Genomic DNA, 17529 nt, shown 5'->3' on the forward strand with positions numbered 1-17529 from the left:
CGAGGACTTAACTAACATCTCTTGATTCGTTGTTTTGCTTATTTAGTTTTCAGGGTATAAGTTTTAAAAAACCCTTGCATTTCAGAGAAGAAATGCATATAATATATCTTGTCTCGATTTTACGAGATTGTCTGGTAGCGATGGCGAGAAGGTCACACCTGTTCCCATACCGAACACAGAAGTTAAGCTTCTCAGCGCCGATGGTAGTTGGGGCATTGCCCCTGTGAGAGTAGGACGCCGCCAGGCGAAAATTAAAAGTCAAGTTGCGAAAAATCGCATCTTGGCTTTTTTTGTGGTCTAGGGAAAAACTGTATAAAGACATGAACTAATCTCTCATTGAATAACCATAAAAAATAATCCAATACTCATATTTACATCCAAAAATACTAAACTGATAATAGAGTAAAAGAAGGAGGTTTTTTGAATGGCTGCATTTATGGAAAATTTTATTGGTGAAAACTTTCTTCTAATTGTTGTCCGCGTGTTGATTGCGCTAGTTTTATCTGGGCTAATTGGATTTGAACGTGAATTGAAAAATCACTCAGCAGGATTCCGTACTCATATCTTAGTTGGTGTGGGATCGTGCTTAATGATGGTGCTATCCTTATTTGGTTTTGAAGCATTTATAGCTGCCTATGATAATGTTCAATTTGATCCCGCTCGAATTCCTTCATATGTAATTAGTGGGATTGGTTTCTTGGGTGCGGGGACGATTATGGTATATGGTGGAACCATTAGAGGATTAACAACGGCAGCATCGATATGGACAGTTGCTGGACTTGGTTTAGTGGTAGGTGCTGGAATGTATGCTGTTGCGGTTTTTACAACGTTCGTTATTCTTTTAAGTCTAGTCTTCTTGAATAACTTTGAAAAACTTTTTCAAAAAGGAAAACGTTCTATTGTGATTGAAATTGTTGCACATGCACAGGTTGCGATAGCAGAGGTTGTTTCCGTTATTGAAGCAGAACAGTTGAAAATTAAGCAAGTAGAAGTAATCAAGGTGGAAAATGGCTTGCGAAGTATTTTTATTAAGTTTGAGCCAAATAAAGAACTGAATCGAATAAAGCTAATGGAAAAGCTATCCCATATTGATACCATTAAAGGGGTATCAGAACGATAGGAAAATTACCAAAAAACCGCACTTCAGTAACGTGCGGTTTTTTGTTTGCTCGAGGGTTCGAAGGTTTTGATTCCAAGTATTTTGTCTAAAATAGAAAGGGTAAGATAGTTGCATCTGTTAAAAATTGAAGTATAATAAAAATATAGTCAAAGATAGTCAAAGTCAAAAGGATGAATAGCATGAATTGGATCGCTCTTGAACAAGGGGAGGTTATCATATGAGCAATATTTCAGACATCATTGAACAATATTTGAAAACAGTGCTACAGACAAAGGGACAGGATGCGATTGAAATTAAACGCAGTGAGATTGCTGATCGGTTTCAATGTGTTCCATCACAGATTAATTATGTGATTAATACGCGGTTTACGATGGAAAAGGGTTATATTGTGGAAAGTAAACGTGGTGGTGGCGGCTATATTCGGATTATTCGTATTCAGCATCAGGATAAATCAGAGTTATTGGATGATATTATCCGTCTTATTAACCCGACTGTCACACAGCAGGCTGCGATTGATGTGCTAGAAAGATTGGTTGAGGAAGAGATTATTACCGAAAGAGAAGCAAAGATTATGGCGAGTGGAATCGGGCGTAATACATTAGCCTTTCAATTGCCATTACGTGATGAGGTTAGAGCACGAATTCTAACAGCCATGCTGACAACATTAAAGTATTTATAAGAAATTTTTTGGTTTTAGTATGGAAATAAGGGGGAACAACAATGGAGTGTCAAGAATGTCATCAACGGCCAGCGACCCTGCATTATACCCAAGTTATTAATGGCCATAAAACAGAAATACAGCTTTGTGAAGTGTGTGCAAAGGAAAAGGGATATTTAACATATCCTGAAGAGGGCTATTCGCTCCATAATTTATTAACTGGCTTATTTAATTTTGATTCGAATCAAATGACGAATCAGCATGGAACACAGGCTAAAACGGAAAAAGAGCTTAGATGTGCGAAATGTGGATTAACTTTTTCCGAGTTTAAGCGAATTGGAAAGTTTGGTTGTGGAGAGTGTTACCATACCTTCTCTTCTAGCTTAAATCCAATTTTTCGGAGGGTTCATAGTGGAAATACGGAGCATCTTGGCAAGATTCCGAAGCGAAAAGGTGGATCCTTGCATTTGAAAAAGCAGCTTGGATCATATAAGGCTGATTTACTGGAATTAATTGCGAACGAGGAGTTTGAACAAGCTGCTATTGTCAGGGATAAAATTAAGGAGCTAGAGAATACAATTAATCGTACAAAAGCAGGTGATGAGGGATGACACTGCAGAATTTCATGAATGAGGCAATCAGCCCGTGGATGCGTGAAGACGGTCCAGATAATGATATTGTCCTTAGCAGTCGAATTCGCTTAGCGCGAAATTTTGCGGATATGCCATTTCCTATTATTGCTGACGGTTCAGATTTAGAACAAATCCGAAAATTTTTCGAGAAGGAATATGAGCATCGTTCATTTCAGGATTATAAAAATTTTGAATTTGTTTCCATCCGAGATTTGTCACCGATTGAGAAAAGTGTTTTAGTCGAAAAGCATTTAATCAGTCCGCTATTAGCGAAGAAAGAGGATGCTGCTGCGGCGATGATTTCTTCGAATGAACAGGTGTCTGTCATGATAAACGAAGAGGATCATATACGGATTCAGTTGTATTTTCCTGGCCTGCAGTTGACAAGAGCGTTAAACAAGGCGTTAGAGTTTGATGATTGGTTAGAGGAAAAGGTTAATTATGCATTTGATGAAACGAGAGGTTTTTTAACGAGTTGTCCGACCAATGTTGGAACTGGTATGCGCGCCTCGGTAATGATGCATCTGCCGGCATTAGCGATGACCAAGCAAATTAACCGGATGATGCCTGCGATCAATCAATTAGGACTTGTTGTACGGGGGATTTATGGAGAAGGCAGTGAAGCATTAGGAAATCTATTTCAAATTTCCAATCAAATCACCCTTGGCAAGACAGAAGAGCATATCATTGAGGATTTGGAGAGTGTGGTCCAACAGCTAATTGAACACGAGCGAAAAGCAAGAACACGCATTCAGGAGCAAAAGGGCATTGAACTAGAGGATCGGATTTTTCGTTCCTTAGGTGTACTCGAAAATAGTAGAATCATCGAGACAAAGGAAGCAGCAAGATGCATATCGAATGTCCGGTTAGGGATTGATTTAGGAATCATTAAAAATGTATCTCGTAATATACTTAATGAACTAATGGTTTTAACACAGCCCGGCTTTTTACAGCATTACGCAAAAAAGACGCTATCAGCGGGTGAACGGGACGTCCTAAGAGCGTCCTTAATCCGAGAACGATTACAATTTCAGGAATAGGTAGGAGGAAATGCCACATGATGTTTGGACGGTTTACTGAGAGAGCACAAAAGGTATTAGCGTTATCCCAAGAGGAAGCTGTGCGTCTTGGCCATAATAATATTGGAACGGAGCATATACTACTTGGATTAGTCCGAGAAGGGGAAGGAATCGCTGCAAAAGCATTAGAATCACTTGGGCTTGAAGTGGCGAAGATTCAAGATGAAGTGGAGAAGCTAATTGGTACTGGAAAACAACCAATGCAAACGATCCACTATACACCACGAGCGAAGAAGGTTGTCGAACTTTCCCAGGATGAGGCGAGAAAATTAGGCCATTCGTATGTCGGAACAGAGCATATTTTATTGGGTCTCATTCGAGAAGGGGAAGGTGTTGCGGCACGAGTATTAAACAACCTCGGTGTGAGTTTAAATAAAGCGAGACAGCAGGTTTTACAGCTATTAGGAAGCAATGAGTCACAAGCTGGCAGACAAGGCCGTGGTCAGGCTTCTAGTGCCAATACACCAACATTGGATTCATTGGCGCGTGATTTAACAGCGAGTGCAAAGGAAGGCAATATTGACCCGGTTATTGGTAGAAGTAAGGAAATTGAGCGTGTGATTCAAGTGCTTAGTCGCCGCACGAAAAATAACCCTGTATTAATCGGAGAACCTGGTGTCGGGAAAACGGCAGTAGCTGAAGGACTAGCACAACAAATTATACAAAACGAGGTTCCAGAAACATTACGTGACAAGCGTGTCATGACACTGGATATGGGAACTGTTGTTGCGGGTACGAAATATCGCGGAGAATTCGAAGACCGTCTGAAGAAAGTAATGGAAGAAATTCGCCAAGCGGGTAATATCATCTTATTTATTGATGAATTGCATACGTTAATTGGTGCAGGTGGTGCGGAAGGCGCGATAGATGCATCGAATATTTTAAAACCATCGTTAGCACGTGGCGAGCTGCAATGTATTGGTGCAACGACCTTAGAGGAGTATCGGAAATATATTGAAAAGGATGCAGCGCTAGAGCGACGCTTCCAGCCGATTCAAGTTGATGAGCCGACATTAGACGAAACGATTCAAATTTTAAAAGGGCTACGTGATCGTTATGAAGCACATCACCGTGTGACAATCACTGATGAAGCGATTGAAGCGGCTGCCAAATTATCAGATCGTTATATAACCGATCGATTTTTACCAGATAAAGCCATTGATTTAATAGATGAGGCGGGTTCGAAGGTTCGCTTACGCTCGTATACGGTTCCACCAAATCTTAAAGATTTAGAGCAGAAATTAGAAGAAGTTCGGAAGGAAAAGGATGCTGCTGTGCAGAGCCAGGAATTCGAAAAGGCTGCTTCCTTACGTGATACCGAACAACGCTTGCGTGAACAGCTCGAAACCACGAAGGATGAGTGGAAGGAAAAGCAAGGCCAAGAGGATTCACAAGTAACCGTAGAGGATATCGCAAGTATTGTCTCTACTTGGACTGGTGTTCCAGTTTCGAAATTGACAAAGGATGAGAGTGATCGCCTGCTAAATCTAGAAGAAGTCCTACACAGTCGCGTTATTGGCCAAGAAGAAGCTGTAAAAGCTATTGCCAAAGCAATTCGCCGGGCACGTGCTGGTTTAAAAGATCCGAAGCGTCCGATTGGTTCGTTTATTTTCTTAGGACCTACAGGTGTTGGTAAAACGGAACTTGCACGTGCGCTTGCAGAGGCGATGTTCGCGGATGAGGATGCAATGATTCGTATAGATATGTCAGAGTATATGGAGAAGCACTCGACCTCTCGTTTAGTTGGATCGCCTCCAGGGTATGTAGGCTATGAAGAAGGCGGTCAATTAACAGAGAAGGTGCGTCGTAAACCATATTCGGTAGTTCTACTAGATGAAGTAGAGAAAGCCCATCCAGAAGTATTCAATATTTTATTACAAGTATTAGAAGACGGGCGCCTAACCGATTCCAAAGGTCGCGTTGTTGATTTTCGAAATACTGTGCTCATCATGACTTCAAATGTTGGTGCAAGCGAGTTGAAGCGTAATAAATTCGTTGGCTTCAATTTAGAAGAGGAAAACAAAGATTATAACGATATGAAATCGAAAGTAATGGATGAATTGAAAAAAGCATTCCGTCCTGAGTTTTTAAATCGTATCGATGAAACGATTGTCTTCCACTCATTAGAGAAGAAACATATGAAGAGCATCGTAACCTTAATGATTAAAGATGTTCAGAAACGTTTACTAGAGCAGAACATTGATTTCACACTTACGGATAAAGCGGTTGAAAAGATTGCGAACGAGGGATTTGATCCAGAATATGGTGCCCGTCCATTACGTCGATCGATTCAAAAAAATATAGAAGATCTATTATCCGAGGAATTATTAAAAGGCACCATCAATATTGGGCAAAAAGTTAAAATCGGCTTAAACAACAAAGGTGAATTTATCATTTTGCCATAACTAAAAACCAATTATAGTCTATTAAAACTAGAAGGAAATCCTCCTTCTAGTTTTTTTAACATAAACAAAACTATGATACGATGCTACAATGAAAGAGAACTATAAATGTGGCAAAACAAAGGGATATTATCATCAAATTGATAGATATCTGTAACCTTTAATAACCATGAACCGTATATAATAGAAGTAAGCGAAAGGGTTGAAGTAAGCGTGGCGAAACGAAAGACAAAATTCGTCTGTGGCGATTGTGGCTATGAATCAGCAAAATGGATGGGAAAATGTCCTGGCTGTAATAAATGGAATACATTAGTAGAAGAATTAGAAATCGTAGGGAAACCAAACAGACATACGACATTTAGTGGTGTTGCTAAAACAGGTAGTAAGCCTGAAAAGATAACTGCGATTCAATCCCAGCAAGAACCACGAATCACGACGAAATTAACAGAGTTAAACCGTGTGTTAGGTGGCGGGATAGTAGCTGGATCACTCGTGTTAATCGGTGGGGATCCTGGTATTGGGAAATCAACCCTACTACTACAAGTATCTGCGCAACTAGCAGAAAAGGAACTACCAGTTTTGTATATCTCCGGTGAGGAATCGACGAGACAAACAAAGCTCAGAGCTGATCGTCTCGGAATTAATTCGGAATTACTTTATGTTCTATCCGAAACGAATCTGTTGGACATTGCCAACCATATTGAACAAGTATCTCCTTCGCTTGTGGTAATTGATTCGATACAAACGATCTACCGAGAAGAGGTTACAAGCGCACCAGGGAGTGTCTCGCAAGTGCGAGAATGTACGAGTGAATTAATGCGGATTGCCAAAACAACCGGTATTCCAATATTCATTGTTGGCCACGTGACAAAAGAAGGCGCCATCGCTGGACCTAGGCTACTCGAGCATATGGTAGATGCCGTCCTGTATTTTGAAGGAGAGCGACATCATACATACCGGATTTTACGAGGTGTGAAAAACCGGTTTGGAAGTACGAATGAAATGGGTATATTTGAAATGAAGGAAGAAGGCCTGCGTGAGGTACTGAACCCTTCCGAAATATTTTTAGAGGAACGCTCTCAAGGGACAGCTGGATCTACAGTAGTTGCTTCCATGGAAGGAACAAGACCAGTACTCGTGGAAATTCAAGCGCTTATTTCTCCGTCGAGCTTTGGAAACCCACGAAGAATGGCAACTGGTATTGACCATAACCGTGTCCCATTATTGATGGCTGTATTGGAAAAACGAGTAGGGTTAATGTTGCAAAACCAAGATGCCTATATTAAGGTAGCTGGCGGTGTAAAGCTGGACGAGCCAGCAATTGATTTAGCGATTGCTGTTAGTATCACTTCTAGTTTTCGAGATATTCCAACGAGGCCAGATGATATTTTCATTGGAGAGGTTGGTTTAACGGGTGAAATTAGACGTGTCTCACGGATTGAGCAGCGGGTGCAGGAAGCGGCTAAACTAGGCTTCAAACGGGTAATCTGTCCACAAAACAATCTGGATGGCTGGACGGTTCCAAAAGATATTCAAGTGATTGGGGTCAAAACAGTTCAAGAAGCACTACAACTAAGTGTGACGAGATAGTAGAAACGAAAAAATGATAGAAATTTGTCGAAATTTGATTGACATTGAAATTTCTCTATGATAAAATTTAATATTTTACCAATTTGATTGTTTGGTGAAGCTATGCTATGATGGTGGGGTACTATCCTTATTTTGCAGACGATTCTGCATTAGGTCATTACATGTGTTCACCCGTCATATTGGGGAACAATAGATTTCAAAATAAAATGGTTATTTTTTCAAGTTAATAGGCAATAATAATGGGTAGGAGGTGACGGTGGTGCTGAAAAAGATAGTACATTTATTTTTTATCATTTCAGGTGGAACCATTGGGTATTTATATATACCATACATTATTAGGCTTTTAGATTTTACGGATATTGCTTGGGTAGATTCACCATTTTTAGGAGCAGCATTAGGTGCAATTATATTTTTTGTTCTTTCCTATTGGGTTGCTGGTTATATTGTTGATTTCTTAAGATGGATTGAAGAAGGACTTGTTAAAATTCCGATTGGTGATTTACTGTTCGGTAGCTTGGGATTAATTATTGGTCTTGTATTAGCTTATTTAATGAATATCCCACTACAGGAAATCAATATTGAATTCGTCTCAAAAGTAATCCCGTTATTTGTCACTATTTTACTAGGATATTTTGGTTTTCAGGTTGGTTTCAGAAGACGTGATGAGTTATTAAACCTTTTCACGATCAATCGTAAGGATAAAAAACGTGGACCAGCGGATGCTGAGAACCTAGAGACAAATCAACCAAGAGCTAAGATACTAGATACTAGTGTTATTATTGATGGTCGAGTGGCAGATATTTGTCAAACCAACTTCTTAGAGGGCACAATTATTATCCCGCAATTCGTGTTAGGTGAGCTGCAGCATATTGCTGATTCCTCTGATGTGTTAAAACGTAATCGTGGCCGCAGAGGTCTGGATGTTTTGAATCGCATCCAAAAGGAATTGCCTATTAAAGTAGAAATCTATGAAGGTGACTTCGAGGATATTCAAGAAGTAGATAGCAAATTGATTAAATTGGCAAAAGTAATTGATGGTATCGTGGTAACGAACGATTTTAATTTAAATAAAGTATGTGATTTACAAGGTGTGCGGGTCTTAAATATAAATGACCTTGCTAATGCCGTGAAGCCAGTTGTGTTACCTGGTGAAGAATTAATGGTGCAAGTAATCAAGGATGGTAAAGAGCAAAATCAAGGAATCGCCTATCTTGATGATGGTACGATGATTGTTGTGGAAGAAGGCAGAAATTATATCGGTAAAACAATTGAAGTGCTTATCACAAGTGTCTTACAAACATCCGCAGGCCGCATGATTTTCGCCAAACCAAAATTACTTGAAAAAGCACTGTAAAAAGAGTATAACTTAAAGTGGTATATAAAAAGTGATAACATATGATGTTATCACTTTTTATTAGCAGAAGAAACAGTAATTGTTTCACCTGATTTAAAAACATAATATGGTATTGAATGAAGGATAGACTAGGCAGGACATAACGAAGACAAATAACTAAAAGTAATTAAAGCGCTGATTCAGCGTAGGAAATATACGTAGACTCCTGCGGGAGGAGGCTCACCAGCCCCCCCGCGGAAAGCGAAGTATATTTCCGGAGCGGGTTAAGTGCACTAATTGTATATTTAGGATAATTCGTTTTTTAGCCAAAATGTTCCAGCTATATTAAGTTCAATACGATACATAAATTACACGAGAGTTTGTACGAAAGGAAGAGGTCAGATTATGACAAACGAAGTACGAGTACGTTATGCACCAAGCCCAACAGGACACCTGCACATCGGGAATGCACGTACAGCTTTATTTAACTATTTATATGCAAAACACTTTGATGGAAAGTTCATCATTCGTATTGAAGATACAGATGATAAACGAAATGTTGAAGGTGGCGAAGAAAGCCAGCTTAAATTCCTAAAATGGCTAGGCGTAGAATGGGATGAGGGTGCTGATGTTGGTGGCAACTATGGCCCGTATCGTCAAATGGAGCGCTTAGATATTTACAACAAATACGTAAATGAGTTGCTTGAAAAGGGACTAGCTTACAAATGTTATATGACAGAAGAAGAATTAGAACAAGAACGCGAAGAGCAAATCGCCAACAATCAAGCACCTAAATACGGTGGGAAGCATCGTGACCTTACACCGGAGCAGATGGCTGCATTTGAAGCGGAAGGACGTAAGCCAAGTATCCGTTTCCGTGTGCCAGACAATGTGACCTATACATTTACTGACATCGTACGTGATGAAATTAAATTTGAATCCAGTGATATTGGTGACTGGGTAATGGTGAAGAAGAATGGTGTTCCAACCTATAACTTTGCCGTAGCAATTGATGATCATTTAATGCGTATTACGCATGTGCTACGCGGGGAAGAGCATATTTCCAACACACCGAAGCAGCTAATGGTATACCAAGCGTTCGGATGGGAAGCTCCAGCATTTGGTCATATGACGTTAATTTTAAACGAGAATCGTAAAAAGCTAAGTAAACGTGACCAGCATATCCTGCAATTTATTGAGCAATATCATGACCTTGGGTATTTACCAGAAGCATTATTTAACTTTATTGCCTTGCTTGGATGGTCTCCAGTTGGCGAGGAAGAGATCTTTGATCAAGAGACACTCATTAAGATCTTTGACCCAGCGCGTTTGTCTACGTCGGCGGCAATATTTGATGTGCAAAAGCTTAAGTGGATGAACAATGAATACATTAAAGCATCTAGCTTAGAGAAGGTTATTGAGCTTGCAATGCCACATTTAATTGAAGCGGGACGTCTACCGGCGGATATGGATGCTGCAACAAGAGCATGGGCAGAAAGAGTTATTGGGCTATACCATGAGCAGTTACGATATGGCCAAGAAATTGTTGAGGTTTCTGAAATGTTCTTCCAAAAGGAAGTCAATTATGATGAAGCAGCGAATGAAGTATTAGCGGAAGAACAAGTACCAGAAGTGTTACAAGTATTTACCGATAAATTAATTCATTTAGATGACTTTACGCAAGATGCGATTAAAGATCAAATCAAAGCAACCCAAAAAGAAACGGGACATCGCGGTAAGAAGTTATTCATGCCAATTCGTGTAGCGACTACTGGTCAAACACACGGTCCAGAGCTTCCATTATCGATTGAGCTACTTGGGAAAGAAGTAATTTTGGCTCGCTTAGATGACTTATTAAGAAAACTCGGTGCATAAAGTTTGTGTAAAAGCTAATCTAGTTCACATTTGAACGGAAATATAATATAGTATTAGTACAGTAAATAAAGAACGTTGAAAAGGGAAAGTAGTAGTCTCGTTGGTTACACAGAGAAAATCACCTTGGCTGGGAGTGATTTTAATCATGGACTATGAAGTGCCCCTTGGAGTCCGTTATGGAAACCTTAGTACATAACGGCGGCACTCTGCCGTTATTAGAGCATAAGTTGGGGTATGATGATGAAAATCATCATGCTCAAACAGAGTGGAACCGCGCAAGAAGCGTCTCTGTGTATCATGCACAGGGGCGTTTTTTATTATGGTGGAAACATGGGAGTGCATCTTTTTTTAGAATGGGGGATGTTTATGGGGCTATTTAAGCGAATGAAGGAAGATATGGATGTGGTGTTTGAGCAGGATCCAGCCGCTAGAACCTATCTGGAAGTATTTTTAACCTATTCTGGCTTACATGCATTGTGGTCACATCGGGTAGCACATGCTTTATATAAACGAAAGTTATTTTTCATTGCACGTTGCATTTCACAAATCAGTCGGTTCTTCACGGGCATCGAGATTCATCCTGGTGCAACCATCGGTAGACGATTATTCATTGACCATGGCATGGGAGTAGTCATTGGCGAGACATGTGAAATTGGTAATAATGTTACCATCTTCCAAGGTGTTACGCTAGGTGGTACAGGAAAAGAAAAAGGAAAGCGCCATCCGACAGTAAAGGATAATGCTTTAATTGCTTCTGGTGCCAAAGTGCTTGGCTCAATTACGATTGGAGAAGGTGCTAAGATTGGTGCGGGCTCAGTTGTCTTAAAGGATGTGCCAGACTGTTCTACAGTGGTAGGTATCCCGGGAAGAGTTGTGGTACAAAATGGTGAAAAGGTACACAAGGATTTAGATCATCATAAACTGCCAGATCCAGTAGCAGACCGTTGTGCTGAATTACAGGCGGAGATTGATCGGTTAGCAGCAGAAATCGTTAAGTTGAAGGAAGGGATGTAGCAAATGGCCATCACAATTTATAATACACTGACTAGGGATAAACAAGAATTTACACCAATAGAAGCTGGAAAGGTTCGTATGTATGTATGTGGACCAACCGTTTATAACTATATTCATATTGGTAATGCCAGACCAGCTATCGTGTTTGATACGGTGCGCAGGTACCTCGAATATAAGGGATATCAGGTCGATTACGTGCTAAACTTTACCGATGTGGATGACAAGATTATTAAGACGGCCAATGAGCTAGGGGAAGATGTCTTTGCGGTATCCAATCGGTTTATCGATGCTTATTTAGAAGACGTAAAGACACTTGGTGTAAAAAAGGCAACCTATAATCCAAGGGTTACGGACACGATGGAGGATATTATTGCCTTTATAGAAAGCTTAGTCGAAAAAGACTACGCCTACGCAGCAGATGGCGATGTTTATTTTAAACCGAGAGCTTTTGCAGAATATGGCAAGTTGTCCCATCAGTCAATCGACGAATTGCGCTCTGGAGCCCGTATCCAAATTGGTGAGAAAAAAGATGATCCGTTAGATTTTGCTTTGTGGAAAGGTGCTAAAGAAGGAGAGATTGCATGGGATTCTCCGTGGGGCAAGGGACGCCCAGGCTGGCATATTGAGTGCTCAGCCATGGCGAAGAAGTACCTTGGCGAGACAATTGATATTCATGCGGGAGGACAGGATCTAACCTTCCCACATCACGAAAACGAAATAGCCCAATCAGAAGCAAATAATGGCAAGACATTTGCAAACTATTGGATGCATAATGGGTATATTAATATTAATAATGAAAAAATGTCAAAATCACTTGGTAATTTTGTGTTAACGCGGGATTTGCTAAAGGAACATGACCCCAATATCATTCGTTTCTTCATGCTGAGTGTGCATTATCGTCATCCGATTAATTTTTCCGAGGCATTATTGGAAGCGGCTAAAAATGGCTTCGAGCGTGTTAAAACAGCGTATCAGAATCTTGAGCATCGTAAGGCATCTAGTACAAACCTGGCGCAAAATACGGACGAATGGCTGAAAAAAGTGGCAGCCTTTAACGCGAGTTTTGAAGCGGAAATGGATGATGATTTTAATACAGCAAACGCTATTTCCGTTTTATTTGATGTAACAAAGGAAGCGAATGTGTACTTGAATTCGAATCAAACGTCGGCAGTGGTTATTCAAGCCTTCCAAGAAATGATTGCAACGTTTTTAGATGTGCTTGGTATTACGCTTCTTACCGAAGAAACCTTACTAGATGAAGAGATCGAAGCGCTGATTGCAGAGCGAAATGAAGCACGCAAGAATCGGGACTTCAGCCGAGCAGATGAGATTCGTGATCTTTTAAAAGAAAAACAGATTATATTAGAGGATACACCACAAGGAGTACGTTGGAAGAGGGGCTAGTTGATGGAGACAGATATGAAACAAATGAAGAGTCTAGCCCTCGCCTATATGGGCGATGCGATTTATGAGGTTTATGTCCGGGAGCATTTGCTTCAAACAGGGGCCGTGAAGCCGAATCAATTACATAATGAGGCGATTACCTTTGTTTCGGCAAAAGCGCAAGCGACAGTATTGTTGAAGTGGTTAGAGGACGGTTATTTGTCAGCGGAGGAAGAGCGTATAGTTGCCCGCGGGAGGAATGCCAAGTCTGGTTCCGTCCCGAAGAATACAAGTGTACAAACCTATCGCTATAGTACGGCATTAGAAGCGTTAATTGGCTACCATTATTTGTCCAAAAATGAAGCGCGATTACAGCAATTATTAAAAGCGGCTATCCAATTTTTAGAAGGGAGGAAGCAATGAAAATGGATCAAGAATTAATTATTGGAAAAAATCCCGTCATGGAAGCGTTGCGCTCAGGACGGTCTGTCAATAAGGTATTTGTTTCCGAGCAATTAAATGGAACAGTACAAGCAAAAATCATGCAGCTTGGAAAAGCGGCCGGTACGATTGTGCAAAAGGTCCCGAAGACAAAGCTAGATCATTTAACAGATGGTAACCATCAGGGAGTTGTTGCCTATGTTGCCTCTTATCAATATGCGGAGTTGGATGATTTATTTGCACGGGCAAGAGAAAGAGATGAGGACCCATTTTTTATAATATTAGACGAGCTGGAGGATCCGCATAATTTAGGCTCCATTTTACGAACAGCTGACGCTACGGGTGCCCATGGGGTTATCATTCCGAAGCGACGCTCAGTTGGGCTAACAGCAACAGTGGCAAAAACAGCCGCGGGTGCATTGGAGCATATTCCGGTCGTCCGTGTGACCAATATTGCGGCAACCATTGATGAACTAAAACAGCGAAATGTATGGGTAGTCGGGACAGAAGCAGAAGCAACGGAGGATTACCGAAAACTAGACGGAACACTACCGATAGCGGTCGTCATTGGTAATGAAGGGAAAGGCATGAGCCGCCTAGTCCGAGACAAATGTGATTGGACTGTAAGCCTTCCGATGAAGGGGGAAGTCTCCTCCTTAAATGCCTCTGTAGCTTGTAGCTTATTGCTGTATGAGGTATTTCGAAAAAGGTATCCAATTGGTGAATAACGTATGATTGTTGTAGTAGTAGATGGCTATAATATTATCGGTGATTGGGAAGAACTAAAGCAGCTCAAGAAACGCGATATGGGACAGGCGCGTGACCGGTTGATTGAATTGATGGCAGAATACCAAGCGTATTCTGGCTATCGCGTCATCATCGTATTCGACGCCTATTATGTACGGGGAATCGAAAACAAGCTGAAGCAATATAAAGTGGAGATCATTTACACAAAAGAAAAAGAAACTGCTGATGAGTGTATTGAACGGCTTATTAAAAAGTTGAAGAACGTCCAAACACAAGTCTATGTTGCCACGTCAGACTACGAAGAGCAACGAATTATTTTTGGCCAAGGTGCACTACGAAAATCCGCCAGAGAACTAGCGATTGAACTAGAGAATCTCCAGCGAGAAATTGAACACCGGGTTATAGAACACGAAATAGCAAAACCGAAATCCAAAATTCCACTGGATAAAGATGTACTCGAAACGTTTGAAAAATGGAGAAGAGGGGATATATAGTCTATCAAATATATTCCACCTTCTCTTTTTGTTGCAAAGGAAAATACAAACTCCAACATCAAGGTTGAGGTGACATATAATGAATATGCTAACGAACCAAATCAGCGAAGTCTATTCCCGAAGCGGATAAGATAATCATTACGAGTATTTTGTATAGAATTTTTACGCTATTGAGTTATCGAAGCGCTTACTGTATAATGTTTTTAATATTGACTATAAATGTCAAGGGGGCTTTCCGGGTGGACATCAAGCAATTAATCGAAAACAAAGACAAATTACTGACGCTTGATGATGACGAAATAATACGACTGATCCATCAAGAAGATGGCCAAGCATTGGATTACCTTATCCACAAATATAAGAATTTTGTCCGTGCAAAAGCTAGAACCTATTTTCTAATCGGTGCTGACAAAGAGGATATTATTCAAGAAGGAATGATTGGCCTATATAAAGCAATCCGAGATTATGATGGTGAGAAGCAAACATCCTTTAAGGCATTTGCTGAACTATGTATTACTAGGCAAATTATCACAGCGATAAAAACCGCCACAAGGCAAAAGCATATTCCGTTAAATTCTTATGTATCATTGGACAAGCCTATCTATGACGAAGAATCAGACCGAACTTTACTAGATGTCATTGCAGGATCAAAAGCAATTGATCCGCAGGAATTGCTTGTAAACCAGGAAAAATTCGGGGACATGGAAGTAAAATTATCGGAATTATTAAGTGAGTTTGAAAAAGGTGTCCTTCATTTGTACTTAGAAGGAAGGACGTATCAAGAGATTTCAGTAGACCTAGGAAGACATGTGAAATCGGTTGATAATGCACTACAGCGTGTAAAACGTAAATTGGAACAATTGATGGAAACGAATGAAGTGAATTTGTAGGTACGTTGACACAGTTGGACAAGCGTGCTACATTATTAAGAGAATTACCCTAAAAATAGGTGGAAAAATGACGAAAAAAATTACATTAGCGTGTGCAATTTGTTCTAGTAGAAATTATACCACTAGTAAAAATGTATCCACACAAACGGAGCGCATGGAAGTGCGTAAATACTGCAAGACATGTGGTCAGCATACATTGCATCGCGAAACAAAATAAATCTATACGCGTGGAATACGCATCTTCAGTTGAGTTTGGGGAGGGTACAAGCATGTTCAAGTTTCTAAAAAATGTATCTCGAGAAATGAAAAAAGTTAGCTGGCCAAAAGGTAAAGAATTGACAAGCTATACAGTGGTCGTTATTTCAACGGTTGTGTTTATGGCTGTGTTCTTTGGACTCATTGATTTTGGATTATCAGAAGTCTTAAATTTATTTTTTTGAATAAATTTCCTGTAAGTATGCTATAATGAAAATGAATAGAGACATGTTTTAAAAACCCGCCAATTTTACGGGTTTTTTTAATACGATTTTTTTAGCGATAGGAAAGAATACTATCTTTTCTCGGCAGGTTTGAGAAAAACAACGCAAATTCTTTAGAACTAGCAAATGTGAGTTTTTCTAAGCTTGTTCACAAATGAAATTACCGACAAAGGGAGGGAAGGGCAGCGTTATTGTCCTGTAGAAATGGAGAAAAATTGGTTTGTTGTTCATACGTATTCTGGGTATGAAAATAAAGTAAAAGCAAATTTAGAAAAGCGTGTAGAAACAATGGGAATGGAAGATAAAATCTTTCGTGTCATTGTTCCAGAGGAAGAAGAAACAGAAATTAAGAACGGTAAAAAGAAAGTCTTAAAGAAAAAGGTATTCCCGGGCTACGTATTAGCTGAAATGATTATGACAGATGATTCTTGGTATGTGGTGCGAAACACACCAGGTGTTACAGGATTTATCGGATCAAGTGGTGGTGGAACGAAACCAACACCATTATTACCAGACGAAGTGGATACAATCTTAAAACGTATGGGAATGGCAGAGACTGTTATTCAAATAGATTTCGAACTAAAAGAAAATGTTCGCGTTACCGATGGACCGTTCTCAAACTTTACTGGATCAATCGAGCATATTGATATCGATAAACAGAAGGTAAAAGTACATGTAAATATGTTCGGAAGAGAAACACCAGTAGAATTAGATTTCTCGCAGATTCAAAAATTATAAGAATTTTTCAGCGTAAAATCAGATATGCCCCTTGCATTTTTTGTTAATACATGCTAAAATTCTTTTGTTATTCATGCCCTCAAGTAGGGTAATGAGGAAATATGAGTGGGAGGGGAACATGAGACCCCAATTACCACATCACGGACTTTAAGGAGGTGTGTCTCGTGGCTAAAAAAGTAATCAAATTAGTAAAATTGCAAATTCCAGCTGGTAAAGCTAACCCAGCACCACCAGTAGGACCAGCACTTGGTCAAGCAGGTGTTAATATCATGGGATTCTGTAAAGAATTTAATGCTCGTACGCAAGATCAAGCTGGTTTAATTATTCCGGTTGAAATCACTGTATTTGAAGACCGTTCATTTACATTTATTACGAAAACTCCGCCTGCGGCTGTATTACTTAAGAAAGCAGCTGGCTTAGAATCAGGTTCTGGAGAGCCTAATAAAACCAAAGTTGCGACTTTGAAGCGTGATAAAGTAAGAGAAATTGCAGAAACTAAAATGCCAGATTTAAACGCCGCTGACGTAGAAGCAGCGATGCGCATGGTTGAAGGAACTGCACGTAGCATGGGAATCGTTATTGAAGACTAATAACCTTTCTAAATGTTACTAAAATATAAGGTTGCGGTGATGGTCTTCCGTTTCGCGCAACCTT

The 17529-nt window shown here is 40.0% G+C and carries 18 protein-coding genes, 1 rRNA gene and 1 other annotated feature; all 19 genes read left to right on the top strand.

Annotation, left to right across the window (positions count from 1 at the left end; all coding sequences use genetic code 11):
- Window positions 1–130 precede the first annotated feature (130 nt).
- The 19 genes from rrf (at window position 131) to rplK (ending at window position 17465) form a co-directional block, all read left to right on the top strand.
- Window positions 131–246 (top strand): 5S ribosomal RNA (gene rrf / locus JF53_RS09995).
- Between the two features lie 178 nt (window positions 247–424).
- Window positions 425–1120 (top strand): MgtC/SapB family protein, encoded by a 696-nt coding sequence (locus JF53_RS10000; protein ID WP_047981990.1) that lies wholly within the window; start codon window positions 425–427, stop codon window positions 1118–1120.
- Window positions 1121–1337: 217 nt separating this feature from the next.
- Window positions 1338–1799, top strand: a complete 462-nt coding sequence (locus JF53_RS10005; RefSeq protein WP_047981989.1) for a CtsR family transcriptional regulator — start codon at window positions 1338–1340, stop codon at window positions 1797–1799.
- A gap of 41 nt (window positions 1800–1840) precedes the next feature.
- A complete protein-coding gene (locus JF53_RS10010) occupies window positions 1841–2389 on the top strand; it encodes a UvrB/UvrC motif-containing protein (protein ID WP_047981988.1) in 549 nt (182 codons plus the stop codon).
- A complete protein-coding gene (locus JF53_RS10015; protein ID WP_047981987.1) occupies window positions 2386–3450 on the top strand; it encodes a protein arginine kinase in 1065 nt (354 codons plus the stop codon). Before JF53_RS10010 ends, JF53_RS10015 begins: the two co-directional genes overlap by 4 nt.
- 17 nt (window positions 3451–3467) lie before the next feature.
- Complete coding sequence (gene clpC, locus JF53_RS10020) at window positions 3468–5894, top strand: ATP-dependent protease ATP-binding subunit ClpC (RefSeq protein ID WP_047981986.1); 2427 nt, start codon at window positions 3468–3470, stop codon at window positions 5892–5894.
- Window positions 5895–6104: 210 nt separating this feature from the next.
- A complete protein-coding gene (gene radA, locus JF53_RS10025) occupies window positions 6105–7481 on the top strand; it encodes a DNA repair protein RadA (protein WP_047981985.1) in 1377 nt (458 codons plus the stop codon).
- A 259-nt stretch (window positions 7482–7740) separates the two neighbouring features.
- Window positions 7741–8835, top strand: a complete 1095-nt coding sequence (locus tag JF53_RS10030; RefSeq protein WP_047981984.1) for a PIN/TRAM domain-containing protein — start codon at window positions 7741–7743, stop codon at window positions 8833–8835.
- A gap of 384 nt (window positions 8836–9219) precedes the next feature.
- Window positions 9220–10689: a glutamate--tRNA ligase gene (gene gltX, locus JF53_RS10035; RefSeq protein WP_047981983.1), complete on the top strand. Its 1470-nt coding sequence runs from the start codon at window positions 9220–9222 to the stop codon at window positions 10687–10689.
- A gap of 66 nt (window positions 10690–10755) precedes the next feature.
- Window positions 10756–10982, top strand: a binding site (T-box leader).
- A 73-nt stretch (window positions 10983–11055) separates the two neighbouring features.
- Entirely contained in the window at window positions 11056–11703 is a 648-nt protein-coding gene (gene cysE / locus JF53_RS10045) for a serine O-acetyltransferase (protein ID WP_047981981.1), read from the top strand.
- A 3-nt stretch (window positions 11704–11706) separates the two neighbouring features.
- Window positions 11707–13107 (top strand): cysteine--tRNA ligase, encoded by a 1401-nt coding sequence (gene cysS / locus JF53_RS10050; RefSeq protein WP_047981980.1) that lies wholly within the window; start codon window positions 11707–11709, stop codon window positions 13105–13107.
- A 3-nt stretch (window positions 13108–13110) separates the two neighbouring features.
- Window positions 13111–13509: a Mini-ribonuclease 3 gene (locus JF53_RS10055; protein WP_047981992.1), complete on the top strand. Its 399-nt coding sequence runs from the start codon at window positions 13111–13113 to the stop codon at window positions 13507–13509.
- 2 nt (window positions 13510–13511) lie between these two features.
- Window positions 13512–14255: a 23S rRNA (guanosine(2251)-2'-O)-methyltransferase RlmB gene (rlmB, locus tag JF53_RS10060; RefSeq protein WP_047981991.1), complete on the top strand. Its 744-nt coding sequence runs from the start codon at window positions 13512–13514 to the stop codon at window positions 14253–14255.
- A 3-nt stretch (window positions 14256–14258) separates the two neighbouring features.
- Window positions 14259–14768, top strand: coding sequence for an NYN domain-containing protein (locus JF53_RS10065; protein WP_047981979.1), 510 nt, complete (start codon window positions 14259–14261; stop codon window positions 14766–14768).
- Window positions 14769–15007: 239 nt separating this feature from the next.
- Window positions 15008–15658, top strand: a complete 651-nt coding sequence (gene sigH / locus JF53_RS10070) for an RNA polymerase sporulation sigma factor SigH (protein WP_047981978.1) — start codon at window positions 15008–15010, stop codon at window positions 15656–15658.
- Window positions 15659–15725: 67 nt separating this feature from the next.
- Window positions 15726–15875: a 50S ribosomal protein L33 gene (gene rpmG, locus JF53_RS17260; RefSeq protein ID WP_083443603.1), complete on the top strand. Its 150-nt coding sequence runs from the start codon at window positions 15726–15728 to the stop codon at window positions 15873–15875.
- Between the two features lie 52 nt (window positions 15876–15927).
- The gene (gene secE / locus JF53_RS10075) at window positions 15928–16098 is read left to right on the top strand and encodes a preprotein translocase subunit SecE (protein ID WP_047981977.1); all 171 of its coding nucleotides are present in this window, start codon (window positions 15928–15930) and stop codon (window positions 16096–16098) included.
- A gap of 243 nt (window positions 16099–16341) precedes the next feature.
- Window positions 16342–16875 carry a transcription termination/antitermination protein NusG gene (gene nusG / locus JF53_RS10080; protein WP_047981976.1) on the top strand — a complete coding sequence of 178 codons (534 nt, stop codon included), beginning with the start codon at window positions 16342–16344 and terminating at the stop codon, window positions 16873–16875.
- A gap of 164 nt (window positions 16876–17039) precedes the next feature.
- Window positions 17040–17465, top strand: a complete 426-nt coding sequence (gene rplK / locus JF53_RS10085; RefSeq protein WP_010095790.1) for a 50S ribosomal protein L11 — start codon at window positions 17040–17042, stop codon at window positions 17463–17465.
- The last annotated feature ends 64 nt before the right edge of the window (window positions 17466–17529 follow it).

The sequence above is a fragment of the Ornithinibacillus contaminans genome (assembly GCF_001038425.2).
GTDB lineage: Bacteria > Bacillota > Bacilli > Bacillales > Amphibacillaceae > Ornithinibacillus > Ornithinibacillus contaminans.

What these genes read in the sequence shown, in the direction of transcription:
- cysE (WP_047981981.1), top strand. Translation starts at nt 11,056, where the DNA reads ATGGGGCTATTTAAGCGAATGAAGGAAGATATGGATGTGGTGTTTGAG.
- JF53_RS10055 (WP_047981992.1), top strand. Translation starts at nt 13,111, where the DNA reads ATGGAGACAGATATGAAACAAATGAAGAGTCTAGCCCTCGCCTATATG.
- JF53_RS10000 (WP_047981990.1), top strand. Translation starts at nt 425, where the DNA reads ATGGCTGCATTTATGGAAAATTTTATTGGTGAAAACTTTCTTCTAATT.
- JF53_RS10015 (WP_047981987.1), top strand. Translation starts at nt 2,386, where the DNA reads ATGACACTGCAGAATTTCATGAATGAGGCAATCAGCCCGTGGATGCGT.
- JF53_RS10005 (WP_047981989.1), top strand. Translation starts at nt 1,338, where the DNA reads ATGAGCAATATTTCAGACATCATTGAACAATATTTGAAAACAGTGCTA.
- clpC (WP_047981986.1), top strand. Translation starts at nt 3,468, where the DNA reads ATGATGTTTGGACGGTTTACTGAGAGAGCACAAAAGGTATTAGCGTTA.
- JF53_RS10065 (WP_047981979.1), top strand. Translation starts at nt 14,259, where the DNA reads ATGATTGTTGTAGTAGTAGATGGCTATAATATTATCGGTGATTGGGAA.
- JF53_RS10010 (WP_047981988.1), top strand. Translation starts at nt 1,841, where the DNA reads ATGGAGTGTCAAGAATGTCATCAACGGCCAGCGACCCTGCATTATACC.
- nusG (WP_047981976.1), top strand. Translation starts at nt 16,342, where the DNA reads ATGGAGAAAAATTGGTTTGTTGTTCATACGTATTCTGGGTATGAAAAT.
- gltX (WP_047981983.1), top strand. Translation starts at nt 9,220, where the DNA reads ATGACAAACGAAGTACGAGTACGTTATGCACCAAGCCCAACAGGACAC.
- cysS (WP_047981980.1), top strand. Translation starts at nt 11,707, where the DNA reads ATGGCCATCACAATTTATAATACACTGACTAGGGATAAACAAGAATTT.
- rlmB (WP_047981991.1), top strand. Translation starts at nt 13,512, where the DNA reads ATGGATCAAGAATTAATTATTGGAAAAAATCCCGTCATGGAAGCGTTG.
- rpmG (WP_083443603.1), top strand. Translation starts at nt 15,726, where the DNA reads ATGACGAAAAAAATTACATTAGCGTGTGCAATTTGTTCTAGTAGAAAT.
- secE (WP_047981977.1), top strand. Translation starts at nt 15,928, where the DNA reads ATGTTCAAGTTTCTAAAAAATGTATCTCGAGAAATGAAAAAAGTTAGC.